The organism is Veronia pacifica (assembly GCF_001707825.1).
Lineage (GTDB): Bacteria > Pseudomonadota > Gammaproteobacteria > Enterobacterales > Vibrionaceae > Veronia > Veronia pacifica.
In genome coordinates, this window is record NZ_LYBM01000005.1 from 86,924 (window position 1) to 112,718 (window position 25,795).

Genomic DNA, 25,795 nt, shown 5'->3' on the forward strand with positions numbered 1-25,795 from the left:
TGTAGTCAGAGAGAAGCCTTAACTGGAAAGCGACTTTTTTGCTGTTAGAAGCCGCGCTGTGTAAAACACGAATACTGAAGTAAACACTACTTCTGGCAAGACCATTTTGTCTGCGATCACAACGATTAGTCTGTAAAAACCTTCATGCTTTTTACCCTAATTAATTGATAAATAGATTATTTAAGCCATGCTTAATACTCATGCTTCCTGACTGTGAAAAATGGTTTCTCGCCTATGAAAAGACTGGTTTCGCTTTTACTGTTCATATCGTTTCCTTCGCTAAGCTACGAGATTGCTTCTGCCGATAGTCAGCAAAAAACCTCTGATGAGTTTGCATCAAAAGAGGGAGCTCCAGCGATCTATTTCACAAAAGCGATTGCCAATTGTGAGAGTAACTGCCGAAACGTCTTAATTATTGGAAATACCAAATATACCTACAGCCCGGATTCATCCGTAGTGGTTCAGTCCAGATATCGAAATCAGAGCTGGGCAATAGTCAGAGAGGCCTACCAGAGTGGTGATGACTTTAATGTCAACTTCTGGCTGGTGAACAGTCAGGAGCAAACGCGCTGGAGTTCGCTCGGCGCATGTTTACACGCTCCGGCCAAGGCGCTCGATCCAACAGGCCGACTGGTCTGTATCGCTGATAATCAGCTGAACATCATAAATGGTGACAAGCAGCGGACGATGGAGATACCCGTTGTTCCTATTATCGCCAGCATAAACAATAATTTGAATGGTGATTTAGCAATAGCTTTGGTGGACATAGACACTATGGCATTGAAAGTTACGTCTTTGAATGGGCTTGTTGAGAAAGGGCAAGAGGCTTGGCAGTCTGTTCAGACTGAATTGCATTTAAAAAGTGACTTTGAAGACACACTTATTGTTTTTCCAAAAGATGAAGACACCATCGCTGTCGCCAGCTATGAATACGTCAATGTATTCAATAAGGGACTTGCAACCTACCTTTTCAGTGCTGGGCAGGAACCGACAAGGCGGGTCGTAGCAAACAGTTTTAAGCGCAATTACGGAACCAACCCTGACTTGTACCTTGATGATAATTCACTGATGGTCTCTGCGTTCGATTCGACTCAGGGGGCCCGGTATGGTTATCAGGTGACGGTTGATCAGCTTTACGAGCCTGAAAAATTTCAGTCGATATTCACGTCTCCGACCAGGATCGATGTTATGGCAGGGTATGGTTTGATGAACACGTCATGGTATGTGGATCAAGAGACTGGTGTTGGCGAGGGTAACCGGGGAAGCAGCAACTATAAAGTTGACAGTAGCCTGCTGCAAAGTACCTATTTTCAGGGAAGAATAGATAGCACTCAGTTAACCTTCAACTACTTGACCAGTGCAGGAACGGAAACTTCAACCCGTGATACTGACAAAATGACGGAATATCTGTCAGGTGCGATTGATTTCGAGAGTATTTTTGATGGCCCCGATGCGCTGAGGCTCCGTTTCGAGCGCTTTCAGACATACGGTATCGCCTCACACACTACTATGCTGGGCCAATCGGTTGAGACAGATTTTGAGGCACGTTTTAGCAGTACAGATTTACTGGTATTGAGTGAACAGGGGTATTACTTTGGTCTCGGTTATCGTAACTATCGAATTCCAGGAGTTGTTGGCTTTACCTCTGCCGAAGCAGGGAAATCTGGCTGGACGTTCGACAACGACTTTGAAATAGACAGTATCAGGATATTGGCAGGCAAGGATGAATTCAGCTTTGGCTCGCGATATGAAGCGTCTTATAGTCGTTTTTACATTGCGCCTCAGGTTGGTGTCGGTATCAACAAAATGTCCACGAGTAACAATGCACTGCTGCGTTCAGTCGGCTCTTCTCAAGGCGGTCTCTCTGGTGAATATGCCATTGCCTTAAGCGGCCAACTCGACCTTGGTTACGCCTATCAAAGACGTTCTGTCGCAGCATATGGCTTGGGGTATGCGTTGCAGGTGGGTTACAGGGCGAGGGCTGACTACAGTATTCAGGATTGGTACCCCGAATCTGACTCTGGTCGCTGGCAATTAAATTATTCTCGCGCGGATATCTGGCATGGGCCCTACATACAATTCAATGTGATGTTTTAGTTGAACGGACCCTGTACTTTTTCCAGCAGAAAATTGATTAATCGTCGTGTGTTAGTGTTTTCCGGGTTTTGTCCCGGCCAAATCAAGTGGTAGGGAATCGGCTCTACCTGCCACTCCGTCAGTAATTCAATGACCTTTCCTGACGCCAGTAATGGCTTTGCAAGAAAACTGGGGGGCGTTGCAATTCCCACACGCTGTGAGGCCAATTCTGTCATTACCTCAACATTGTTTACTGTGATCTTACTGCTTAATGATACGTCTATTGGCTCATCATTCTTTCGAATAGATAAAATAGATTATTCCATATATTCAAATATATAAATTCATTTTAAAATCAACAAATAAAATAACCACCTTTAGTCAGGAGTGAAAGGTGACTCTCATAATAGCAATGTGCATGTATGCGTTTACAATGTCAGTGTCTCCGGGACCCGTAAATATGGTGATCTTAAACAGCGGCCTAAACTATGGGGCACGTAAGACCATCATGTTTATTATTGGTTCGACGTTTGGTTTTACACTGCTTCTCAGCTTTATCGGTTTAGGGCTGGGTGCACTACTGTCCTCACTTCCTTTTTTGGTTCACCTTCTTACTGTCGCAGGCAGTGGATTTATTGCCTACCTTGGCTGGCAAATCATGCGTTCCGAGGGCACGCTGACATTAACGGAGCAAAAACGTCCGGGTTTTTGGCAAGGAGCAGTGTTGCAGTGGATCAATCCAAAGGCTTGGATCGCTTGTATGTCTGGTATCTCTGCCTTTTCGTTGCACAACGAATATGGGAAGTTAGGCGTATTCTTGTTGCTGTATTTTACGATTTGCTTTCTGTCTCAAATGGCATGGGCAACAGCGGGAGAGAAAATCTCAATCTTCTTCGCAAATGAGCGTCGGCGTCGATTGATAAATCAAATCATGGGCGGAAGTCTGATCGTGATCGCAGGGTACCTAGTCGCTAGCCACTTCTTATGATTTGATGTGATAGCCCTTTGGTAAATAATGAAAAAATAAAGCCGACAATACTGTCGGCTTTAACTGTTTTATACGCTACTGACTACCGAGCAGCCTGACGCTGTCGATTGCCAGCTGGCTTTTTACCTTTTTTACCCAAAGCTGGTGATGAGCGTCCAGGTGAAGGTTTTCCGTGTTCTGCCTTATTTTGCGTTTTCCCGCCGTTGCCATGCTGGCGTCCCGGTTTGCCAGATTTCGGATTTCGATTCTTATTGCTATCCGGAGACTGGCTTTGATGATCTTGTCCTTGACCTCTGGACGGACGGCGAGCTTTCTGGCCATCTTTGCGAATATCTGGCTGATTCGGATGCTTGGTGGCGAAACGTTTTGCACCATGACGGCTTGAGCCACGTCGTTGCGCTGGCGTCAGCTCTGCTTCAGAGCCCTCATGAGGAACCAGACAACCCGGTCTGTCACCGATAAGATGCTTTTTACCCATCCGCGCAAGTGCTTCCCGAATCAACGGCCAGTTGGCAGGATCGTGGTAGCGAAGAAGCGCTTTGTGCAGGCGGCGCTGGCGATCACCCTTGGCGACGGTCAGATCCTCACGCTTTTTGTATTTCACTCGCTTGAGCGGATTGGTCTCAGAGTGATACATCGCCGTTGCATTACACATAGGTGATGGGTAGAAATTCTGTACCTGATCGCACTCAAATTCATTTTCTTTTAACCACAGCGCAAGGTGAAGCATGTCGTCATCAGTACAACCGGGGTGAGCCGAAATAAAGTAAGGGATCAGGTATTGTTTCTTCCCGGCTTCTTTACTGTACTTCTCAAAAAGCTCTTTAAATCTGTCGTATGTGCCCATACCGGGCTTCATCATCAGATCCAATGTTCCTTTTTCGGTGTGTTCCGGTGCGATCTTCAAATAGCCACCGACATGATGGGTGACCAGCTCTTTCACGTATTCAGGCGATTCAATGGCCAGATCGTAACGTACTCCCGATGCGATCATTACCTTTTTCACGCCTTTGACTTTGCGTGACTCACGATACAAATCGATGGTGTGCTGATGGTCTGTATCCAGTTTTTCGCAGATCTTAGGAAACACACAGGAGGGGCGACGACAGTTGCGCTCAGCCCGCGGATCAGAACAACCAAGACGATACATGTTTGCTGTGGGACCACCCAGATCTGAGATGGTACCGGTAAAGCCGGGCACTTTGTCTCGGATGGCTTCAATCTCATTCAGAATCGATTCTTTTGAACGGTTTTGAATAATTCGGCCTTCGTGCTCGGTGATTGAACAGAATGAGCAGCCACCGAAGCAGCCGCGCATGATGTTGACCGAGGTTTTGATCATGTCGTAAGCCGGAATTTTTGCTTTGCCGTACATAGGGTGTGGCACACGGGCATAAGGTAAATCAAAAACAAAATCCATCTCTTCGGTCGACAAGGGAACGGGTGGCGTATTAATCCACAGTTCACGGTCGCCATGTTTCTGAACCAAAGCACGTGCCGAATAGGGATTCGTTTCCAAGTGCATCACGCGGCTGGCATGAGCATAGAGGATCCTGTCATTCACCAGTTTTTCAAAAGAAGGCAGGCGGACATAACTATTTTCAGCATCATGACGAGCGGGTCGAACCGTTATAGGTTTTGCCGCGCTCTTCTCTTTGTCTTCATTGGTTTTACAGGCTGTTTCGGTCGCATAGGGATTTGGCATCACCATAGACTTACCCGGCTTATCAATACGCGAACTGTCGATTTCACGCATACTGTCCGGGGCTGTTTTCATCATCACAGCTGTGCCAGGGATCCTTGTCAGGGTGTCGACACTCTCACCATTTGCGATCCTGTGAGAAACTTCAACCAATGCCCGCTCGGCATTTCCGAACAACAGGATATCTGCCTTGGCGTCCATTAGCACTGAACGACGAACTTTATCAGACCAATAGTCATAGTGGGCAAGACGTCTTAAACTGGCCTCTATACCGCCCAACACGATAGGAACATCTTTGTACGCTTCACGACAACGCTGAGAATAGACAAGAACAGCTCGGTCTGGACGTTTGCCACCCTCATTATCAGGTGTGTAGGCATCGTCATGACGAAGTTTACGATCGGCTGTGTAGCGGTTGATCATGGAGTCCATGTTGCCAGCCGTGATACCGAAATACAGATTCGGTTTTCCCAGAGACATAAAGGCATCTTTATTGTGCCATTCAGGCTGGGAGATAATGCCTACACGGAATCCTTGTGCCTCCAGTACCCGACCGATCACTGCCATGCCGAAGCTCGGGTGATCGACATACGCGTCGCCGGTGACAATGATAATATCGCAGCTGTCCCAGCCTAGTTGGTCCATTTCTTCTCGGGTTGTCGGAAGAAAAGGCGCAGTCCCGTAACACTCTGCCCAGTATTTCGGGTACTCAAAAATATTTTTGGTTTGTGGTCGCATAAATTTAACTTGTCATTATTTGGGGCATGGAGGGCAGATTGATAGCCCCCATATAAGGCAAAACGCGTTATTTCTGGATGTGCTCACTCATCCAGCCATTGCCAGTCTCGTAGACTTTTTAAAAATGCCCCATTTGCTTCGCAATAAAATTGGGTTTGGTTTGCAGATAACAACCATCAACCACACGAATACTGTATTTGGGATTGTCGTCTGTACTGCATGCTTGCCCGTTCATGAACACATGTTCACTTTTGTGAATGCGTGCAACAAGAAGGGTAACGTTTTTTGTCAGTGTTAAAGTAACCTTACAGTAAACATGGAATAAACAAAAGCGCAACACTATACCACGAACATGCCAAGACGCACTAGTTTGTGTGAGCGTCTGACTTTGATTCTCTAGGTATCTACAATATATCGTTGGAGGAATTTAATTGTTTAAAATCAGTGCTTTGATTAGTTTTTTGTTGATGGTACGTATTAGTTAGATAAAAAGAGGTGCACAAAAATAATGTGTCTCCTGTCCACTCTGATCATGGTCATCAAGACATCCAGTAGAACAACTGGCGTTATCCGCTTAACTGGAAAAGTAGCTTAATGACCTAATATTCAGAACTTGATGATGAGAGATAAAGTTCTTTAATATGAATGAAGAAACATGATGTCCTCTAGTGTGTTCACGAGCTCACCAAAAATTTGAACATTATTCATATCGGGATTTGTATGACTTATAATATGAAATCCTAATTGATGATCTGTTGGTGTTCCAAATCCAACTTCTGAGTAAACTGGTACAAGTTTATCGGCGTTGAAATAGGTTGCTATACCTTTAACAGTGCCATTGTTATTATCAATAGAACAATTGCTTAATTTCATCGTGACATCAAATATATTTTTATGTTTGTATTTTATATTTCCATCAATCTCACAGTCTATTATAAAATCGGAACTGAAATTACCAAATGGGTCGATATTCAAGCGTTGGCGATTATTTTCTGCTTCACCACTATACCAATCTCCCGTTACACTATATTGACCTACGTTATCACCGAAACCACCAAATAAAGTAAATTTTCTACCATTTATCTTTCCACTCAATCTATTATTAGACTCTCTTATCAATGCCACTTCATAATCATTACCTTTTGGTAATTTATTATCTAGAAATGTATCTTGATATCCATATAATTCTTTTCCATTATCTCTATATTCACCAGATAAAATATGTGAGTAGATTTTATTTTTGTAGAAAGCCCTGTGGTTGTATGTACTTTCCTCTTGACTGACAGCAAACCAGCCGCCTTCGACAAGTGAAAGATTGTTAACTTGTCCTGTTTCATCACCGCAGCTGGCTAAGAGTAAGGTTGCAGGTATTAAAAGAATAGATTTTTTAAGCATTAGAATAGACCAGAGAAATAAAAATTAGTGTCATATAACTAGAAATCTGTTTCAAAGGAATAATCAATTGTTTCGAGATGCTTCATAAAAAAATGATCCTGTTGCTATGAAAAAATTCAGAGTGTTCACAATGATCATTTATTAATTACTTTATCATTTTAAATGATGTTGTCTTTTCTTTGTAAAAAGATTAGCTATATTTATTAGTTAGTCATTTTAATATTGATAACTTTTATAATACAGAGATGTAATAATTTATCAGAAATCGTATCATACTTAAATTAATAATACAGTTATAAAATATTTTAATATAGGTACTTCAGTATTGGTGTCGATCAAATGTTATATGAGCGATATGACTTTTTATCGGTTTTAAAAACCATACTATCTATATGAATATTATTCTCTCATTTCGTACAAGAGTCATTATTCTATCAATCGATCAAAATTTTGTTCGTAATTTGCCTCTTTGATATCTACGCTGTTCGGTAGGAGATTCAATAAAACGGTAAACAGGGAAGTGCCTACAGTGAAAGCAGAAGATAACAAGCCGAATATTCTTTTTGTTATGGCTGATCAGCTCAGAGCTGATTATCTTGGGTGTAATGGACACCCAACAATAAAAACGCTTACGATTGATTGGCTGGCAGAGAGGGGCATTAACTTCAGTAAGGCTTATTGTCAGGCTCCTGTCTGCGGTCCGTCTAGGATGTCTTTTTATACTGGTCGCTATGCGTCTTCACATGGCGCAAGCTATAACAGTGTGCCGTTGAAAATTTCAGAGCTGACACTTGGCGATTACCTTCGTCCGCAGGGATACAGAGTGGCATTGGTGGGAAAAACTCACATGAAGGCTGACACAGAAGCGATGGAGCGGTTGGGTGTTGATCCTGCCTCATCAAAAGGAGTGTTGGTTAGTCAATGTGGCTTCGAACCCTATTGGCGTGATGATGGCTTGCATCCTGACCAGAGTGCTTCAGCCGACTTAGAGTATAACCAATACCTACAAGAGCAGGGATATGACGGTGATAACCCATGGCATGGCTGGTCTAACTCTGGTGAAGATCCCGCCAGTGGAGAGATTAAAAGCGGCTGGTATTTGAGAAACAGCCATTTACCTGCAAGGGTCAGAGAAGAGCTTTCCGAAACAGCATATACCACTGACCGGGCGATGCATTTTATATCCGAGTGCCGTGATAAGCCATGGTGCCTGCACGTCAGTTACATCAAACCACATTGGCCTTACATTGCACCTGAGCCCTTCCACAATATGTATGGGATTGATGATCTTCTGCCTCATAATGCTCACCCTAACGAGAGAAAAGATCCCCACCCTGTGGTAAAGGCCTTTATGGCGCACCGAGAGTCACAGGCGTTTTCATCGCAGGAAGTCAGAGAACGCGTTATTCCCGTTTACATGGGATTGATCAGTCAAATTGATCATCATCTCAAACGTTTGTTTGATCATTTAAAAGAGACAGGGCAAGACAAAAACACTGTGATCGTATTTACCTCAGATCATGGTGACTATCTCGGAGATCACTGGCTGGGAGAAAAAGAATTGTTTCACGAGGCCAGCGCCAGAATCCCATTGATCATATACGATCCCCGATGTGGTGCCGACAGAACACGCGGCACAATCAGTGATCACTTGGTAGAAGCTATTGATTTAGTGCCAACATTCACTGAACTTGCGGGCGCAGCACCTGCTAATCACCAAGTAGAGGGACGATCATTAATTGATCTGATCACAGGGGACATTTCTTCTTCAGAACAATGGCGGCAATATGCGGTCAGTGAGACCGATTATGCCTGGCGTGGTGCCAGAAAAACTCTAGGTCTTTCACCTGATCAGAGTAAGGCAGTGATGATCACTGATGGTCGCTGGAAGTACATACACTACGAGCATTTCAGCCCTCAGCTTTTTGATCTGGAGACAGACCCCTGCGAGTTTGACGATATCGCGATGACGGAACCCGGTCAGGAAGTGTGTAAGCGTATGGAAAAAGCACTCTTTTTATGGTTTAGGCAACGTAAAACAAGAGTTACCATGTCGGATGACACAGTGGAAGCCCTTACCGACAATGCGCATCAGCGTGGTTATTTGTTTGGCTTTTGGTAATGTGAGCGGCCTGTATATGATGGTGGCAATGTTCTAAGGATAGAGTGGGGTATCTATGAGCCAGTCTGCCATCGCTCTTTTTTGATGTGACAGACTGACATAAGTATTTAGATAGGCTGCTAGCTGAAATCAATTAACTCGACATCGAAAATTAGCGTTGAACCGGGTCTGATAATACCTGCAGCACGATTACCGTACGCCAGTTCTGATGGAATGAAAAAGCGTGTCTTTTCGCCGACAACCATAAGCTGCACACCCTCAGTCCAACCTTTAATGACTTGATTAAGACCAAATTCAATCGGCTCACCACGTTCTACAGAACTATCAAATACTGTGCCTGTGATCAGGGTGCCGTGATAGTGGACTTTTACCTTTGACGACGCCTTGGGGTGTTCAGTACCTGTGCCTTTCTCTAATACCTTGAATTGCAGCCCTGATGCTGTGGTCTTTACGTCGTCTTCTTTAGCATTTTCGTCTAAAAAGGCACTGCCGGCGCGCTTGTTTATTCCCGCTTCAGCATTGGCTTTCAGGCGGTTTCTGATCAAAAACATTAAGACCAGAGCGAACAAAATAGGCAGGATAAAATCTAACATAATGTACCTATGATTTGATGTGTAATGGGTGTTGGTTAATGGCGTTAAATCACAAACGCCACTCCATTCATGTTATCGGTTTATTACTGATTGATTTCGAGTAATTCGACATCGAAAATGAGTGTCGAACCGGGTTTTATACTGCTGACGCCACGGTTACCGTAGGCAAGATCCGCGGGAATGAAGAAACGTGTTTTTTCACCCACCACCATAAGCTGCAGTCCCTCAGTCCACCCTTTTATTACCTGATTAAGCGCGAATGAGGCAGGCTTACCTCGCTCAACAGAACTATCAAACACGGTACCATCAATCAAAGTGCCGTGATAATGGACGGTCACTCTAGAATCTGAACGTGGATGTTCAGTACCTGAGCCTTCTACTAACACCTTATATTGCAAACCGGATGCGGTAGTTTTTACGCCTTCTTTGGTAGCATTCGTCGCAAGGAATGCCTCGCCTTCCGCTTTGTTTTGGGCGATCGCCTCTGAATTGCCAGAACTGAACTGAAAATACCAAATAAGCGCGACAACGGCGAGGACAAGCGGAACAAGGTACTTAGACATAACTAAACCTGAAATTTTTACCAATAGATGGCTCAGGATTATCAGCAACTTGTTGTAAAAAGTGAACCTTCTTTTATCGCTTTATCGAATCAAAATGTTAATCAGTTCACGCTTCAGCAACAGCTTGCGACAATCCATATTGTTATATCCATTTTTAGAGTGGCAATGATGAACAGAATATTTGTTATTCAGGGTATGGGTAAATATGTGACTTTTGCTGATTAATCAGTGGTGAGTAATTATCTTTCTCCCCGTTAACTGCTAGCGTCGTTGATCTAACGAGTCTGGGAGCGAAATATGGAGATTAGAGCAATCAAGGCCGAGGATGCTGGCGCAATGATTGTATTAACAGAACGTCTGACCGAAGAGACGACGTTTATGCTTTTTGAGCCCGGTGAGAGGAAGGTTACGGAACAACAACAAACACGTATGATTCAATCACTGATTGACGATCCTGACAGCTGTCAGTTTGTCGTGGAAGAGAAAGGGGAACTGCTTGGTTTTGTTGTCGGTAGAGGTGGTGCGGCGGACTGGGGGAGCCACTCAGTTTACTGCGTAATTGGCATCCGACAAGTCGCGACAGGGCGTGGGCTTGGTAAGGCTTTAATGCAAAAAATCATTACGTGGGCATCGGGGAAAGATTTTATCCGGATGGAGCTGACGGTGATGTGTCATAACCAGAGGGCGATAAAGTTATATCAGTCCTGCGGTTTTGAGATTGAGGGGACCAAAACGCATTCTCTCAAGGTTAATGGCGTATTTGTTGATGAATATCTGATGGCTCGTAAACTAAATTGAAGGTGTTCGGAAATATGTTTCGAATGTTCTCTATGACGAGTCTTTAGCCACATCTCGTCGGGACAAAAAAGTAAAAAGGCTCTTATCAGTGGTCTAAGCCGGATACGTTTCGTATCTTCCCTTTTTTCTCAACGGACGATTGCGTTTTGGCACATGTTATTTCGGTACAAGTGAGTGATAAGCATAGCTTCACCAAGTATCCGTCATTGTTTATTGAATTACTCGAGGAGCAGGGTGTACTGGGTGATGCTCATTGCGGTTCGACAGTACAAAGTCGTTATCTAAAGCGCAGAAATGCTGCAGCTCCCAACCTCAGGCAAGTTCACCTTATTCAGCAGGAAACCATCGACAATTTGAATGAACAAGGTTTTAATGTCTCTCCCGGAGAAATGGGTGAAAACATGACGACTCTGGGCGTCGATTTATTATCTTTGCCGCTCGATACAAAAATACACTTTTCTCATGGTGCAGTTATCCGATTGACTGGAATAAGAACCCCATGTAATCAATTAAACACCTATCGTGCTGGTCTAAAACGAGCTGTTAGCCGGAAACATGATGGAAAAGTGCAATTTCTTTGCGGTGTGATGGCAGTCGTGGAACGCAGTGGAATCATCAATATAGGCGATGAAATGGACATTGTTTTGCCATCATTGCCTCATAAATCCTTACCTTCGCTCTGAATATCGTCTGGCAATAAAAGGCATATAAATAAGGCAAAAAGTACTCATATTATTGATGAGTGCGTTTTCACTTGCAGATATGAAAAAGAGATGTAAAAAACAACATATAACCGTGTGAATAAAAAATTATCAGTGCTTTAAGATCAGGCGTTTATTGTGATGATATTTTATAGGTTTAATCATGCGCGCTAAGGCATCTTTTTTAACACTTCTCTCTGCGCTAGCTCTTTCCGCCTGTAACGTGGGCGACACAACATCGAAAACGACCATTGATGGCGTTGAAGTCGATCTAAATGACACTGCTGAGTCTTGCTTTAATCCTATATTGGGCGAAAAGGGTACAACATACTCGATTGCCTATGACAGGGTGAAAGATGGTATTCACTATGGGATCAGTACAGAAACTTCAAAGGTTTTAAACCGAGATGACTGGGGTGATTCAAAAATATTGACAGTGAACGATGCAGGACAAGCAGCAATGACATACAAGAATTATGACTCTTCCGACGTCATGATTTTAAAAAGTTATGCCACCGTTCTTCCATCAGGTGACGTCTTCAATAAAATAAATCTAGAACCAACAGGTTTGATCTATTTATTTTCTCATGCAAGGGGGCAGGAGGGCGATCTTGGTGCTGTTTCAGTTGTGCAAGAAGACACGGGAAACACAATACAAACGCGGTATTTAAACTACAAGTATGTGGGCAAAGAATACATGACAGTCAATGGTCACAGAACACTAACATGCCGAATAGATACTTATGGACCTGTGGTTATTAATGGATACACACATGATTATCGCAACTCTATTTGGTATGGCGTTGGTAATGGACTGGAGCTGAAAAAAACTAAAAGCCTAGATGGTGAACAGGAAGTTAGCTACCAAGCCGTAACTGCCAAACTGAACGGTATCGATATTTAACGAAGACGATTTTAATATCAAAAAAGCCCACATAATAGTGGGCTTTTCGCTATTTAGACTGTTGCCTCTGCCTGCTTTTGGTATTGGACAGACTGCAATTTCCATAGCTCTGCATACTCGCCACCTTTTGCCTCCAGTACAGCTGGCTGCCCATCTTCTATTAAGTGACCGGATTTAAGCACCAGCACACGCTCCAAGAGAGCCACTGAGCCTAATCTGTGTGTTACCATGAGTGCTGTTCGATTTGCCATCAGGCTGGTGAACTGCTCGAAAAGCTCGGCTTCTACTCTGGGGTCCATCGCGCTGGTGGGTTCGTCTAAGATCACCAGACCACAATCACGATTGACTGTCCGTGCCAACGCCAGTCGCTGCCATTGACCGCCTGAGAGTTCGGTACCATCGAACTCCGCTCCTAACTGTGAGTCAAGATTTAGGTTATCACTGAGTTCAAATCTCGCTTTGCGGGCTGCATCCGCAAGTTGAAGGCTATTATCACTTTGTTGTTTGTAGCCAAGTGCAATATTTTCACCAACAGTCAGATGATAGCGACCAAAATCTTGAAAAACGGCACCTATGTACTCGCGCCATTCGTCAAGATTAAGATGCCTCAAATCCACACCACCCACAGTAATGCGCCCTTCGCTGGGGTCATAGAAACGACAGAGTAATTTGACCAATGTAGTTTTGCCTGCGCCGTTTTCACCCACTAACGCCACTTTTTCACCCGACTCCAAGGTGAGGTTAATGTCAGAGAGAGCCTTTCTTCCATCGGGGTAATGGAAGCTAACCTCCTCGAAAACGACGGTTTTATTTTCTGGTAGTGCTTGGTTACTTTGACTGGTATCGACTAAGGGTTGAGTATTTTCCAGTCGCCGCATTTGACGAAAATATTCAATGCAAACGGGCAATACTGAAAGATTGTAGGTCATGCCCTGACTGATAGCGCTGAAAATAGCCATAGCCTGAATGAGGCCGACAAGTTGTCCACTGGTGGTTGTAGAAGACATACCTCCCGTCAGCCAGAATATTGCCATTGATATGGAGAGAAAATAAATAAGGTTCCATGGCTGAGGTTTAAGCATCATTTGTATGCGTTTGTTTTTCATTGAGCCAAGGTAACGATCGTAGTGGTGGACATATTTTCTCTGGAAAAAAGAAAATAGATTGAAAATACGAATGTCTTCAGCATATTTGTGGTTGAGGACCACCTTGAAATAGTATTTGAAAAATCTCGATTCCTTACTGGCACTCAACATTTCTTTGAAGACATCCATCTGTGTTTTCATTAGTGTCCAGGCTACCGGGAGGAGTGGGAGTAACAAAAATAACGGTAGCCACCAGATGAATGAGGCAAGCAAAATGCAGAGTGATCCCATGGTTACTGAGCTTCTAATCACTTCGACAACATTGACCAAGGTATTCAGTGGGCGGTGGTGAGATTCTCTTGATAATAACTCAATGCAATCGTGCATCTCACTATCGTGAAGGGTGGCCAGATCTTTTATGCCAGCCGCCATACCCATGATACGCAATTGAACATTCCTAGTGACCCTGTCGTTGATGAGTGCCTGAAATCCACTATTGATAGGAGCAAGAATGGGAGACAGGGAGAAACTTAGTGCCCAGAGTAGAATCAGTGACAAAGGCAGAGCGTTCCCTGCAGTGACTTCATTGACCAATTCAACACTTAACATAACGTTAATTACTGGCATCACACCCTGAATGATCAGAGAGGTAATGAAGAGTAGAGTTATCTTGGGCGAAGAGGAAAAAATTATACGAAGTGCGTAACACAATGTGGTTGCGGTTGACCATATGTTTTGCATATCTTTGCTCAATTGGCGTAATAGGGAGGGCAATCATAGATAAGGATAAAAAGAGACGATATGAAAAGAATCTTGCCTTGCGAGCTCCGCCAAAGATATCAATTGATACTATTTTAAGATTGGATCTACAGCAAAACATGAGTTTTTAGGGAGTGCTTTCATTAACTTTTATACTTTATGATTTCCTCTACGGTTTTTCTTAATAAAGTAAGATATGTCGATATTTTTTCTCCGCTACACATTATTTAATAGCAAATATTGACAACTATTTGTTCCTTTTATCATATTAAGAAAGTATAAATATTTTATAGAAGTAAATATTTAAGGTTTTAAATTTATAAAGCACTTAATCTCTTTTTATATCGAGTTTTTAAGGGGTGTTATATGTAATTTTTATTATTATGTTGAAAGTGATTGTTATGAATAAACACGGCTTTCTATAAATTTTATAATGTTCCTTTTTCCAATATGCCAACCGTTCCAACATACTAACAGCTGCAATGTGAACAGAACGGCGGTCGATGAGATGTCCTTCACTACTTTCGCACGCATAAAAAAATTCATTCTTGGATGATGCTCTATCGTGTGAAATATAATATGGAGTTTATTCTTACCTCTGATCCAAGCGGTCACCCACCATATGTGCTTTTTTTGCCTCATTTTTCAATCTTGATACCTCTTTGGTTCCTCATTGAGTCTCGGTAAATAGTCCTGCCCACTGATGATAGAGAATTATACTAAAGCACTGAGTTTTGGTAATCGGCCAAGTAGCCAGCCACTTTTCAATAAATGATGAATAGGGAAAGTCAAATGATCACATTAGCTTTTGATGTATACGGCACACTAATCAATACACAAGGCGTGGTGACACTCTTAGAAAAAATGGTGGGTGACAAGGCCGATGACTTTTCACGCTCGTGGCGCAACAAGCAGTTAGAGTACAGCTTTCGCAGAGGTTTAATGAAACAGTATGCGCCTTTCTCTCAATGCACCATAGATGCGCTTGACTACACCTGTAATCTTTTCAATGAAGATTTGACGTCGACAGAGAGAAAAAAACTGATTGAAGCATATGATGAATTACCACCGTTCGATGACGTTATTCCATGCCTAAAACAGTTGGCAACAAGACCTGTAAGGCTTTTTGCGTTTTCAAATGGTCAGTTTGCTGCAGTGAAGAAATTACTGGATCATGCAGAGATTCTCCCACTTCTTATCGATATTATTAGTGTTGACGAGGTACAGTCTTTTAAGCCTGATCCTGCTGTTTACCATTATTTTCTTCGTCAATCAGGGTCGAAAGAAGATCAATCTTGGTTAATTTCAAGCAATCCGTTTGATGTGATTGGTGCAAGCCATGCAGGGATAAAGTCTATTTGGTTAAAAAGGGAACAAAATTCACTACTGGACCCGTGGGATATAAAACCAGAACTCACGATAGACAACCTTTGTGCGTTGAAAGACATTATTGATGATTTGACGAGCAGTCAAATATAAAAAATTTTCGTCTAATATTTAGGCAAGTGGATTTAGTGTTATTTATATTCATCATTGCAAACGTTAAAATAAGTGAAAATAATCATTTTAAAATAAAAAAATTAAACGTTTGCTAGGAGAAATGATGCTTAAGGGTTCATGTTTGTGTGGGAAAATAACAATAGAGGTGCCTGACGAATTCGAATATATGGGAAATTGCCATTGTTCGGAGTGTCGAAAGTTCACAGGGTCTGATTATTCTTCTGTTGGTGGTATCAGTTCAGAAAAATTCAGATATATCACCGGAGAGAGTATCGCCCGAACATACCGCAAAAGTGAAGAAACGGAACTGGTTTTTTGTGGTGAATGTGGCTCAAGCCTTTACTCCCGCAAGCGCACTGGCGGTAAGCATAATATTCGACTAGGTATTCTGGATTCGGTACCGAGTCACAAGCCAAGTTTTCATATACATACCGCCTCCCGAGCTTCATGGTCAGAAATCACTGATAATTTGAAGCAGTTCGAAAAAGGCCCAAATGGCGCTTAACTAAATCTGTATTACTTGCATAGTGAAGATGTCTGCTAATTAATCGATTAGCAGTTTTCTTTTTTGTTAACAAGCAGCCACGTTGTCTTACTTCTCCATTTATTCAAGGTTGCTTGTTAAGCTGTCAATAATAAGGAACGCAAGTATGGATGATTTAATCGCCCGATATACCGATGCAGATGAGGATTCACGTCTCACCCGTCAATACATTGCCAAGATGGAATACGACACTACCATGTATCTACTGAGGGATTACCTACAGCCGGGTCAGAAAGTGTGTGAGCTTGGTGCGGCAACGGGCCGATACTCTCTGTCTTTTGCTGACATGGGCTGTAACGTTACCTCGGTCGAACTGGTCCCCGACCAGGTCAACATCCTGACCCAAAAGGCGAAAGCGCAAGGTAAACCGCTTACCATCCATCAGGGTTCTGCCTGCAGTGTTCCCTTTATCGAAGACAGTTCTCAGGATCTTTGTGTCGTGCTTGGTCCTCTCTATCACTTGAAAACAGAGCGTGAAAGACAACAGGTGATTGAAGAGGCACAAAGAATATTGAAACCCGGCGGTGTCGTTGCGCTTGCGTACATCCCTCGTTTTTTCGTGGCAGGGCTATTTGCCAAAGTGTTTCCTGAACTGGTAACCCCAGAGGTTATGACGGAATTGACAGAAGCTGGTACTGTTTCATCCGTCAACGCAAACAGATTCTTCCGTGTCGGGTATTTCTCAATGCCGGAAGAAATGGAGGCTCTTTTGGCTCATGGCGAATTTTCCCTCTTGCGTCATTCGGCGACGGATGGCATTGGGAGACTTATCTCTGAAGGCGTTAATCATTTTAGCCCCGAACAGTATCAGAGCTGGCTCAATTATCATTTGGCGACCTGTGACGAACCAACGTTATTAGGTGCCAGTAATCATGGCCTAGTGATAGGAAAAAAGCCTCAGTGATGCCAGCACTTCAATTCAAAAAAGCGACTGATACTGAGCAGTTCTTTTCAGTTTATAAGTCATGCTTACATCATCATATCGATGCGGTTTTCGGCTGGGATGAGGCTTTTCAACGTGATCTGTTCGCAACCAGTTACGAGGCGGATTGGTTGTACTGGATTTATCGTGATGGAGTGAGGGTGGGGATGGTATGTTTCAAAGCCGTTGAAGACGCTTTTCACGTTCACCTTTTACTCATCTTCCCGTCATTTCAGCGTCAGAAACTTGGTCTACTTTCGATGGAAAAAATTCACAAACTGGCAAGGGAGGAAAAACGTCATCGAGTTACGCTTTCAAGCTTCAGGCGAAATCAAGATGCACTGACCTTCTATCAAAAGCTGGGTTACACGATCATTGAGGAAGAGGAACATTTTGTCTCGATGACATGTCGTCTAAATACCCGTATTTCTTAGTGTCAGGGATATAGAAGGCGCACAATATTGGGTGCGTCTTGTTCTATGTTCTAAAGCATGATCCGCCAACAATTTTTGCGGCCTAGCCGTTTCTCTCTGTTCTGAATCAACTCAAACTACACCTACTTTTCAAGCACATCAGCAAAAGAAAAATATAGTTTTTCTCAATATCGACATATCCACACGTCTTACCACTTTTCAATCTTCGGCGATAATGACGATTCATTTAGGACAAGTGTTGAGAGCAATCTTTTATGGTCATCAACGAGTTAATTTGTTCTTCATTTCATTAGTGATCGATTAGATAACTCCAACGCTTAAAGGATGTTCGAATGTCTCTGTATCGTCTCTCTCCGTTTATCTCTTTTCTGTTGTTCTTAATCTTGATAATGATGTCCTTCACAACACATGCCGGATATGGCAAATATCCAGATGCTGAACAGTCGGATCCCCGCACTCTGGGTTGGATGCAGGGAACACCGCCGCCTGCGGATAAACGCATCATGCAGCCACAATCAAACTATTTCAGTTTCCCTAAATTGCGTTGGACACTCTGCCATATCCGAGAATTGATGCCGACTCAGTTGGTGAGCCGGGGAATTAGCGCGCCACTGCCGATAGATTATGATCTCGATCCTGCAATCAATCGGATCACATTCTCGCCTACTGGAAGCAGTACTTTGATGACATGGGCGGACTCCCTATCTGAAAACTATACCGATGGCATCTTGGTCATGCACAAAGGAAAAGTCGTTTATGAAGAATATTTCGGTTGTCTGACGCAGTTTGGAAAACATACAGCGATGTCAATGACCAAGTCATTGACGGGTCTGTTAGCTGAAATCCTAATCGCTGAGGGAAAATTGGATCCCAAGGCCAAAATAGCGACATTGGTACCAGAGCTGAAAGACAGTGCGTTCGGCAGTGCAACGGTGCGGCAAGTCATGGATATGACTACCTCGTTGGCTTACAGCGAAAACTATGCTGACCCGAATGCTGATATTTGGGCTTATACCTCGGCGGCAGACCCGCTGCCAAAGGCGAAGGACTATAACGGGCCAGTCGGCTATTTCGAATATTTGAAAACAGTTAAACAAGAGGGCAAACACGGAGAAGCCTTTGGCTACAAAACCGTGAATACTGACGCCCTTGGATGGGTAATTTCACGTGTGACTGGCAAAAAAGTATCTGACTATCTATCAGATCGTATCTGGCGCAGAATTGGTGCAGAGCAAAACGCTTACATGACTGTTGATGCGGTTGGAATTCCTTTTGCAGGTGGCGGCCTTACAGCAGGCCTGAGAGATCTTGGCCGGATTGGACAGCTTATGCTTGATGAGGGACAACATAATGGGCAGCAAATATTTCCAGAATCTGTTGTGACAAGTATTCAAGCTGGGGGGGATAAAACCGCTTTTGCCAAGTCTGGCTACAAAGACCTAAAAGGTGGCAGCTATAAGAGTATGTGGTGGATATTCCACAATAATCACGGTGCTTATGCAGCACGTGGTGTTCATGGTCAGACTATATACATAGACCCTGTTGCAGAGATGGTCATTGTCCGTTTCGCCTCTTTTCCGGTTGCCAGCAATAGTCATATCGACCCTACGTCTTTACCTGCATATCAAGCGGTTGCCGACTATTTACTTTCAAAATAAGGCCTCAAAAGCATCAAAATCCAATACTAAGTTTCAAAATCGAGACAGTTTGAATCGCTAATGCTAGCTTACTCTGGATATTGACATCCGGATATGCATTGTCATTCATCTTTGGCGATGCATTCACCTATATTATTACAATTAAAGGAATAACTATGTTTCAAATGGCTATTCAAGGAATGAAAGCGGGTACAATAATATTTTGGGCGGCGTTTGTTTTGAGCCTCTTTTCGTTATTACCACAGGATTGGAATGTGGTCGTAACCTTTCTTGGTATTATTCTTCTTGTCATCCATTTTATGGAATATGTGGCGGTAAAGTATAACTCCGACAAGGAAACCAGTTTTATCCAGACGATGATCTTTGGTGTACTTCACTGGCTACCTATTTTACGTGGTCAATAAGCGGCCTAAGAATAAAATCAAAAACTCAGTCACTTTTTTTGTATCAATATTTACTGTGGATACACGGTTCGTGACTGAGTTTTTATCTTCTTGAAATGACCAAGTGAGTAATTTTTTACTTAGTGGCTGGGAAAAGTCAGAGGCCTGTTACTTTGTATTAATTTGAGTCAACTGAGAGCTCATTTTCTATACGAGCTCTATTTCACTTTTCGATGGGAGAAAGTAAGGGAAGTCCTATCCTGCACCAGTTTTACTGGCCAGTATGTTTTTTTCTGTAAGCCATCGGACTGACCCCTTTGATCCGCCTGAACTGTCTGCTGAAATTCGCCAGATTGTGGAACCCCACCTGCTTACAGATACTTGCAACTTGATCCGTTGTTTCGGTCAACATTACACAAGCTCGTTGCACCCTGACCCGATTGACGAAATCGATGAAACGATGCCCTGTGGTGCGGTGGAAAAAGCGTGAAAAATACGACTCTGTCATATCCAGTCTGGCAGCAACATCCTTGAGTCGGATCTGTCGCTTGTAATTTTGCATCACATAATCGACGACATTGCTGATTCGGCATTGCAATGTAGTTGCATCTTTGACGATAGAGGTTGGTATGGTCGACAGAATCTGGGTTCTAGATTCACTCAGATAGTTGATAAGGTTAAGAAAGTGTAAAAGCCTACTTACACCCTCAGAATCTCTTATCTGACGAAACTTATGTTCAGCTTCTACTAGCGGAATATCAAAAAACTCGATTCCCATCCGAGCTTGCTCAAGCATGGCTGAAAATTGCGATAGCTCAGGAAATACAGTGTATGCCTTTTTAAATAGCTCAGGCTTAAACCTAATTACCATATCACGTAGTGGCTTTGCCGATGCCGATTCTTGCTGACTCACCCAGTTGTGGGGTAGCCATGGGCCAATAAGGGTCAAATGCCCAGGAGAGAAAGGCCCGAGGTGGTTGCCTATCATTACTTTGCCATTGGTATTAACAATAAGCCGGAGTTCGTATTGCTCATGCATATGCCAGTCAACACTTTGACTTGTCGTGTAATTTTCCAGGTAGCCTATTGATTGATCCTCCATTTGAATAAACTCCCACGCGGGATCGTTGATCGTCGGTAGTTTGTTCTTTTCCACACATGCTCCCTTTATTCATAGTTTACGGAAATTAGAAAAATCCATCAGTTCTAAAATTAACTGTTTTTTCAAACATCTGGCTATGTTGTTTTTGGACGAATGTTGTCTCTGAGGAGTGGCTCAATACGAGCGACAAGAAAACAAAGATAAATAGCTCTTCACCAATTTGGTTCAGTGAGATGAGGGTTTTCACCTTTTTGGTCAATTTCGGAATTATTATTTTTTTGAACTGCTGTTGAACAATAATGAACTATTAGCTATCTCCTTTTTGTCGCAAAAACGATAAATTATGAGACTCTTATGGTTATTGGCGAAAAATAGCAGGCGTAGACTTAAAACGGTAGAAAAGGCAATAAACCTTTAAAATTCAATATAAAACGAAATTCATATTCATAAGATGGCATTTTTTCTTTCTCGCAAATGATAATCTCACTTTTGTTACGATGAAAAAAAAGTGAGAGATGGAGCGAAGGAATGAAGAGTTTATCGGGCAAATCCGGCACGCTTTGCCAGACTTTTTACGACTGAGAGGTTAGTTAATATTGGTTATACCTCGATTTCAACTCGATATTGAGTCTGGTAACTGAATGGTGAGGTCGTATGAGTATGAGACTGAAATTGTTACTGCAGAAATTTGGATTTAAAAGTGTGAGCGGCGGAAGTTCTCCGGCAGATAATGGCTTGTTTAGTATTGAGCAAGAGCTGGCATCACTCGATATTTGCTGGGAAGGCTCATCTGCTGGTTGGCTGTTATTACTTACTGAGCAGTTACAGGATACTGATGCATTTCACCAATTAGTTGCCGTTGTAAAAAGTGGGCTAATGGAGTCTGATGATATTTTTTCCGCTTGCGATGATGAGGCATTAACGGCAGTTATTATTACTGCTATCTCCGAAGCATCCAATCAAAATGGTCAGACATGTATCAAGTGTGATCGTCATGACGACTCAAATACCCGAAGTTGTTCTCCCGTCTGCTCTCATTGTCACCATGGATACATTCCATGGACAGACGACAGTCGACATGCTTTTTTTGTTCAGTTATACCCTGCTCCTTATTCAGATTTTGTGCACTACTTACCTCTTATTAGTCAAATCACGGATCGGCTTTCACTGGATAAACTGGCAGCATTAATGTCGATAAAGGGGAGAGTAGAAAAACAAATGCGATGCGAAAAAGTAGTGGCATGAATGTATGCCTACTGAGTTTTTGTTTAAAAAGTCAAACTATCTAGACTGTGCCTCTTGGCAGGCAAAAACACTGAAGCCAGTCGTAATTACAATGTATTGTGATGTTTTTCTTAATACATTGAATGTAGATTTACGGACGACTGGCAATGATTTCGAGGGTTGGTACTTTTAGCCCTCTTAAGGTATTCATTCTTCATTTTTCACCCTCCATCCTATTTTTAAGTTCTATATCGCATAGATCTTATTGAAAATAATATTCATCGATTATTGATGAGATATTGGTCCCCTATATTTTCTGACTTTTGAACGTTATCGAGTTTATCAAGAAGACATAAATGAGGTCAGATAAATAAACGAAAGTCAGGTGTTCGCTTGTTACAACACCAACGCTGACATAGATTCAAGCAACGTAGAGAGAGAGCTCATTGAATAAAGGCAACCTTCCCTTTTCCGGTTGTAAACTGGCCGTTATTTGCGATGACAAACTACTGGTTTATCGGCGAGATGCAAAACAGGGTATTCCATACCCAAACTGTTGGGATTTTCCGGGAGGTGGTAGGGAGGGCCAAGAAACGCCGGAACAATGCGCATTGCGTGAGCTGCATGAAGAATTTGCCCTAACTTTTCCAGATGAGAGAATCCACTTCAAGCGGTGGGTAAAGAGTCACACAGGTGTTGGAGGTGCATATTTTATGGCAATACATGTGGGCCATGAGGAGTTAGCAGATATTCAGTTTGGTGATGAGGGGCAACACTGGACAATGATGACAGTACAAGAATACCTTTCGCATCCAGAGGCTATTCAGGCATTGAAAGACCGGCTAACCATATACCTTACTGAGAACAAGTGATTGTGACGCAGGAAGTGCACTTATGATGGTTAAAGAGAGACAATCACGGCAATGCATCGCGCTGGGTGGCGGTGGCTGAATGACGGGAGAGAAACGGAGTGAGCTTGATAATTACATCCTGAATCTTTCCGAAAAACCAGAACCCAGAGTTTGTTACATACCCACTGCAACGGGTGATGCTGAAGAAGCGATACAACGTTTTTATCAGTCGGGCTTGCGAGGCCAGTTGAGTCATTTTTCTTTGTTCAAAATGCGATCTGGATGGCGTGATCGCCTGCTTCAACAAGATATTATTTACGTCGGTGGAGGTAATACCCGCTCAATGTTAGCTGTCTGGCGAGAGTGGGGTGTCGACTCAATACTTCGCGACTGTTATGAACGGGGGATTATCTTAGCCGGAATGAGTGCAGGAGCGATTTGTTGGTTTAGTCATTTGATCACCGACAGTGATCCCGAGCATTTTTCTGTCATCAAAGGTTTGGACATTCTTCCCGGCATGGCTGCTGCGCATTTTGATGACGAGACTAATAAACGAAAACTCTTCATAAATTTTGCTGATTCAAATCCGCAAATACCTTGCTACGGCATAGACGACTATGCAGGTTTACATTTCGTTAATGAGCGGCTCCGCAACACCATTCGCAGTCGGGAAAAAGCCGGAATCACGGTCAGGAATGTCGGTCATTCGATAGAAAAAACACTAGCTAATGAGAGTAACGAGTGTATTTATTCTGGCGTTTGATAGTTGACGATAGTCGAAATAGGGACAGACATAGACGGGTAAGTTTTTATGAACAGCAAATGCCTCATTAAGCCAGACAAACTGACCGGCGAGTCCTAAATTTTTGCAGTGTATTCTTCCCGCAATAATATGCAGCCCCCCTTGCTCAGCTCGCTGAGGTATATCTACTTCGCCAAAAAATAGCGCCGTATCACTGCTTTTCTGAAGCAGCCTATCATCTCTGAAATCTTGCCATCGGGTAAATGCTGAAGGGCGGAGAGGGTGGCTTTCAGGCAATGCAAATAACACCTTGGCATACACATTGAAGACTTTTCGCCAACCATTTCCCCCTGTTTGGTTAATTATCTCTATATCTCCACTGGAAAGTGGATAAACAGCATTTATCGGCAATGATGTTGCCATTGCCGCTTCAAAGGGAGGCGCTTTCTCTACGTAAACATTGAGAGTTGCTGATGGATCGCCAATTGCTGTGAAGTGATTCAACAGGTATTCCTAAAATGAGCATGGTGATTGGGTAATCTACCATGCTCGGATATAGAAATTGTCAGTATTTACCTACGAACATTATTAATGGGTTAAATAATAAATTTCTGATGCCGCGCCGTTGTCGTTGAGAAATTTACCAATAGTAGAAAACGTCGCAGTCTCGGGGTGGGACGGATGATCAGAGATTGACACTGAGCGAGCAAAGACTGACCCTAGCGCGAGCTTCATTCGACTTATATGTATCCTTTGTGGGGTGAAGTAAGCTTTCTGATACGTTTTTATTCTGCTCAAATTATCAGTTTGATAGATGGCTGCGGTAACTACGTCGAGCGTATGCTCAGTACAATTTTGGTATGTCAGTGTAAAAGGGTTAGCGATGATTGAGTAATCTGAATTGTGCAGGTCCCGATACGTTGCCGAGCTGATCACCGCAAGTAATCGCTGCTGCAACGCTTTACTTGGAATAATGACACCTGCTTTAAGCTCGTAAGCACCGGAGAAAAAATCGACAGGAAAGTCCCTGACCAGCTCGCTTTTGTGTTCTTTACCGGCTACCTGATAAAGGTTATACAGTGTATACCCTGGATACACCTTTCCATCCTTACCTGTGATTTTCGAGTACACGGCTAATGCTGTATGCGTAAAGCTGATGCCTTTGGGTAATCCGCTGCGTTCCTCACCGATACGAGCAATGATGGCAACATGAGCTCTTTTTGTTGCTAATGATTTTTCGACCTTTTTGGCGAAAGATACAATATCCTCTGGTTTGTGTCTCGGTGGTCCATTTGGCTGACTACCTGCAAAAGCAAAGGGTATAACATGTAATAAAAGCAGTGAAACGACTAACTTGTACAACAAATTCATCTTATTGCCTCCATGTCAGTTCGGTATTAATTGTTGCTGAGTGCCTCGGCTGGGGAGGGAAGGGCAGTAAACGTTTCCTCACAAACGGGGAGAGGCTCAGACATTGATAAATCGGCTGCATTTAACATCGATCCTGCAACCATACTACTTGCAAGACCTGCACTCCCGACGATGAGGAATGGAATCGCGGCAGTCGCTACTACTGCTTGACCAGAAGCAACAAGACTGTGACCGGCGCTTGCTGTGCTCGCCGACGCAGCATTACCGCTTTCACGTATTGCTTGTTTACTGTGGTTTGTTGAAGCTTGAACCTGACATATCGAAGCACATGCCAATATTGCAGTTATCTTTATCCATTGTGTAAGTTGCATTTTATATTCCTCTCTCAAGATTCCACATAAAAACACCGTTCGATAAAAACTTACTCATTACGGAGCAATAAAACAATGTTCAAAATTGAGAAGTATGGAATTTATCGCAAAGAGATGAAAGAAGGTTCAGTGAGACACGGCAAAACATTGTGTTTAGCTATCTTCGATAATGGTGAACGGCTTTTTGCCTCTGTTTTTGTGCGCAAATTATTTGAATGTAAAGAGCTAACAACGTTTAGCACACAGGATTTAGGAGAGAGTAAATGACA

General features: G+C 43.0%; 27 protein-coding genes. 17 read left to right on the plus strand and 10 right to left on the minus strand.

All coding sequences use genetic code 11. From position 1 onward, the window contains the following. Positions 1–234 precede the first annotated feature (234 nt). Complete coding sequence (locus A8L45_RS04730) at positions 235–2,097, plus strand: hypothetical protein (protein ID WP_068899764.1); 1,863 nt, start codon at positions 235–237, stop codon at positions 2,095–2,097. Here A8L45_RS04730 and A8L45_RS04735 read toward each other — a convergent pair. After that, positions 2,094–2,390: a LysR substrate-binding domain-containing protein gene (locus A8L45_RS04735; protein ID WP_083228205.1), complete on the minus strand. Its 297-nt coding sequence runs from the start codon at positions 2,388–2,390 to the stop codon at positions 2,094–2,096. The two genes, A8L45_RS04730 and A8L45_RS04735, sit on opposite strands and share 4 nt — an antisense overlap. Positions 2,391–2,470: 80 nt before the next feature. Between A8L45_RS04735 and A8L45_RS04740 the strand changes: the two genes are divergently transcribed. Next, on the plus strand, positions 2,471–3,064 hold the full coding sequence (locus A8L45_RS04740) for a LysE family translocator (protein WP_068899768.1): 594 nt from the start codon (positions 2,471–2,473) through the stop codon (positions 3,062–3,064). An 82-nt stretch (positions 3,065–3,146) separates the two neighbouring features. Here A8L45_RS04740 and A8L45_RS04745 read toward each other — a convergent pair whose 3' ends face one another. Together A8L45_RS04745 and A8L45_RS04750 are read right to left on the minus strand one after the other, a co-directional pair. After that, positions 3,147–5,504: a YgiQ family radical SAM protein gene (locus A8L45_RS04745; RefSeq protein ID WP_068899770.1), complete on the minus strand. Its 2,358-nt coding sequence runs from the start codon at positions 5,502–5,504 to the stop codon at positions 3,147–3,149. A gap of 636 nt (positions 5,505–6,140) precedes the next feature. Next, on the minus strand, positions 6,141–6,899 hold the full coding sequence (locus tag A8L45_RS04750) for a hypothetical protein (protein ID WP_068899772.1): 759 nt from the start codon (positions 6,897–6,899) through the stop codon (positions 6,141–6,143). A gap of 529 nt (positions 6,900–7,428) precedes the next feature. Between A8L45_RS04750 and A8L45_RS04755 the strand changes: the two genes are divergently transcribed. Then, the gene (locus A8L45_RS04755; protein ID WP_217492120.1) at positions 7,429–9,021 is read left to right on the plus strand and encodes a sulfatase-like hydrolase/transferase; all 1,593 of its coding nucleotides are present in this window, start codon (positions 7,429–7,431) and stop codon (positions 9,019–9,021) included. Between the two features lie 119 nt (positions 9,022–9,140). Here A8L45_RS04755 and bamJ (A8L45_RS04760) read toward each other — a convergent pair whose 3' ends face one another. Together bamJ (A8L45_RS04760) and bamJ (A8L45_RS04765) are read right to left on the minus strand one after the other, a co-directional pair. Next, positions 9,141–9,614: a BamJ family beta-barrel-assembly machinery protein gene (bamJ, locus tag A8L45_RS04760; RefSeq protein WP_068899775.1), complete on the minus strand. Its 474-nt coding sequence runs from the start codon at positions 9,612–9,614 to the stop codon at positions 9,141–9,143. A gap of 83 nt (positions 9,615–9,697) precedes the next feature. After that, entirely contained in the window at positions 9,698–10,177 is a 480-nt protein-coding gene (bamJ, locus tag A8L45_RS04765; RefSeq protein ID WP_068899777.1) for a BamJ family beta-barrel-assembly machinery protein, read from the minus strand. Between the two features lie 27 nt (positions 10,178–10,204). Between bamJ (A8L45_RS04765) and A8L45_RS24410 the strand changes: the two genes are divergently transcribed. From A8L45_RS24410 to A8L45_RS04785, 4 genes are all read left to right on the plus strand, one after another. After that, complete coding sequence (locus A8L45_RS24410) at positions 10,205–10,402, plus strand: hypothetical protein (protein WP_068899779.1); 198 nt, start codon at positions 10,205–10,207, stop codon at positions 10,400–10,402. Between the two features lie 72 nt (positions 10,403–10,474). Continuing rightward, on the plus strand, positions 10,475–10,975 hold the full coding sequence (locus A8L45_RS04775) for a GNAT family N-acetyltransferase (protein WP_068899781.1): 501 nt from the start codon (positions 10,475–10,477) through the stop codon (positions 10,973–10,975). 146 nt (positions 10,976–11,121) lie between these two features. Next, positions 11,122–11,658: an MOSC domain-containing protein gene (locus A8L45_RS04780; protein WP_068899783.1), complete on the plus strand. Its 537-nt coding sequence runs from the start codon at positions 11,122–11,124 to the stop codon at positions 11,656–11,658. 181 nt (positions 11,659–11,839) lie between these two features. After that, a complete protein-coding gene (locus A8L45_RS04785) occupies positions 11,840–12,580 on the plus strand; it encodes a hypothetical protein (protein WP_068899785.1) in 741 nt (246 codons plus the stop codon). Between the two features lie 53 nt (positions 12,581–12,633). Here the strand turns inward: A8L45_RS04785 and A8L45_RS04790 are convergent, their stop codons facing one another. Beyond that, positions 12,634–14,406 (minus strand): ABC transporter ATP-binding protein, encoded by a 1,773-nt coding sequence (locus tag A8L45_RS04790; protein WP_068899787.1) that lies wholly within the window; start codon positions 14,404–14,406, stop codon positions 12,634–12,636. Between the two features lie 810 nt (positions 14,407–15,216). Here A8L45_RS04790 and A8L45_RS04800 point away from each other — a divergent pair. The 6 genes from A8L45_RS04800 to A8L45_RS04825 all read left to right on the plus strand — a co-directional run bounded on the left by A8L45_RS04800 (position 15,217) and on the right by A8L45_RS04825 (position 19,886). Next, positions 15,217–15,903, plus strand: coding sequence for a haloacid dehalogenase type II (locus tag A8L45_RS04800; protein WP_217492121.1), 687 nt, complete (start codon positions 15,217–15,219; stop codon positions 15,901–15,903). Between the two features lie 124 nt (positions 15,904–16,027). Continuing rightward, positions 16,028–16,429 carry a GFA family protein gene (locus tag A8L45_RS04805; RefSeq protein WP_245680642.1) on the plus strand — a complete coding sequence of 134 codons (402 nt, stop codon included), beginning with the start codon at positions 16,028–16,030 and terminating at the stop codon, positions 16,427–16,429. 145 nt (positions 16,430–16,574) lie between these two features. Beyond that, positions 16,575–17,372, plus strand: a complete 798-nt coding sequence (locus tag A8L45_RS04810; protein ID WP_068899793.1) for a class I SAM-dependent methyltransferase — start codon at positions 16,575–16,577, stop codon at positions 17,370–17,372. Beyond that, positions 17,372–17,824 carry a GNAT family N-acetyltransferase gene (locus A8L45_RS04815; RefSeq protein ID WP_068899795.1) on the plus strand — a complete coding sequence of 151 codons (453 nt, stop codon included), beginning with the start codon at positions 17,372–17,374 and terminating at the stop codon, positions 17,822–17,824. The genes A8L45_RS04810 and A8L45_RS04815 overlap by 1 nt, the downstream gene beginning before the upstream one ends. 332 nt (positions 17,825–18,156) lie before the next feature. Then, entirely contained in the window at positions 18,157–19,482 is a 1,326-nt protein-coding gene (locus tag A8L45_RS04820) for a serine hydrolase domain-containing protein (RefSeq protein WP_068899797.1), read from the plus strand. 155 nt (positions 19,483–19,637) lie between these two features. Next, the gene (locus A8L45_RS04825) at positions 19,638–19,886 is read left to right on the plus strand and encodes a DUF1145 domain-containing protein (RefSeq protein WP_068899799.1); all 249 of its coding nucleotides are present in this window, start codon (positions 19,638–19,640) and stop codon (positions 19,884–19,886) included. 250 nt (positions 19,887–20,136) lie between these two features. On the opposite strand, the gene A8L45_RS04830 is transcribed toward A8L45_RS04825, so the two are convergent. After that, positions 20,137–21,021 carry a helix-turn-helix domain-containing protein gene (locus A8L45_RS04830; RefSeq protein ID WP_245680643.1) on the minus strand — a complete coding sequence of 295 codons (885 nt, stop codon included), beginning with the start codon at positions 21,019–21,021 and terminating at the stop codon, positions 20,137–20,139. A 606-nt stretch (positions 21,022–21,627) separates the two neighbouring features. On the opposite strand from A8L45_RS04830, the gene A8L45_RS04835 reads away from it, so the two are divergent. From A8L45_RS04835 to A8L45_RS04845, 3 genes are all read left to right on the plus strand, one after another. Beyond that, positions 21,628–22,212 carry a hypothetical protein gene (locus A8L45_RS04835; protein WP_175401906.1) on the plus strand — a complete coding sequence of 195 codons (585 nt, stop codon included), beginning with the start codon at positions 21,628–21,630 and terminating at the stop codon, positions 22,210–22,212. A gap of 425 nt (positions 22,213–22,637) precedes the next feature. Continuing rightward, positions 22,638–23,063: an NUDIX domain-containing protein gene (locus A8L45_RS04840; protein WP_068899803.1), complete on the plus strand. Its 426-nt coding sequence runs from the start codon at positions 22,638–22,640 to the stop codon at positions 23,061–23,063. A 79-nt stretch (positions 23,064–23,142) separates the two neighbouring features. Continuing rightward, a complete protein-coding gene (locus A8L45_RS04845; RefSeq protein WP_068899805.1) occupies positions 23,143–23,805 on the plus strand; it encodes a Type 1 glutamine amidotransferase-like domain-containing protein in 663 nt (220 codons plus the stop codon). Here A8L45_RS04845 and A8L45_RS04850 read toward each other — a convergent pair. From A8L45_RS04850 to A8L45_RS04860, 3 genes are all read right to left on the minus strand, one after another. Further along, positions 23,764–24,288, minus strand: coding sequence for a DUF6942 family protein (locus A8L45_RS04850; RefSeq protein ID WP_068899807.1), 525 nt, complete (start codon positions 24,286–24,288; stop codon positions 23,764–23,766). The genes A8L45_RS04845 and A8L45_RS04850 overlap by 42 nt on opposite strands. A gap of 84 nt (positions 24,289–24,372) precedes the next feature. Next, positions 24,373–25,155 (minus strand): DUF2145 domain-containing protein, encoded by a 783-nt coding sequence (locus A8L45_RS04855; RefSeq protein WP_068899810.1) that lies wholly within the window; start codon positions 25,153–25,155, stop codon positions 24,373–24,375. A 26-nt stretch (positions 25,156–25,181) separates the two neighbouring features. Next, the gene (locus A8L45_RS04860; RefSeq protein ID WP_068899812.1) at positions 25,182–25,526 is read right to left on the minus strand and encodes a hypothetical protein; all 345 of its coding nucleotides are present in this window, start codon (positions 25,524–25,526) and stop codon (positions 25,182–25,184) included. 75 nt (positions 25,527–25,601) lie between these two features. Here A8L45_RS04860 and A8L45_RS04865 point away from each other — a divergent pair, with 75 nt between their 5' ends. After that, positions 25,602–25,793, plus strand: a complete 192-nt coding sequence (locus A8L45_RS04865) for a hypothetical protein (protein WP_068899814.1) — start codon at positions 25,602–25,604, stop codon at positions 25,791–25,793. Positions 25,794–25,795: the final 2 nt, after the last annotated feature.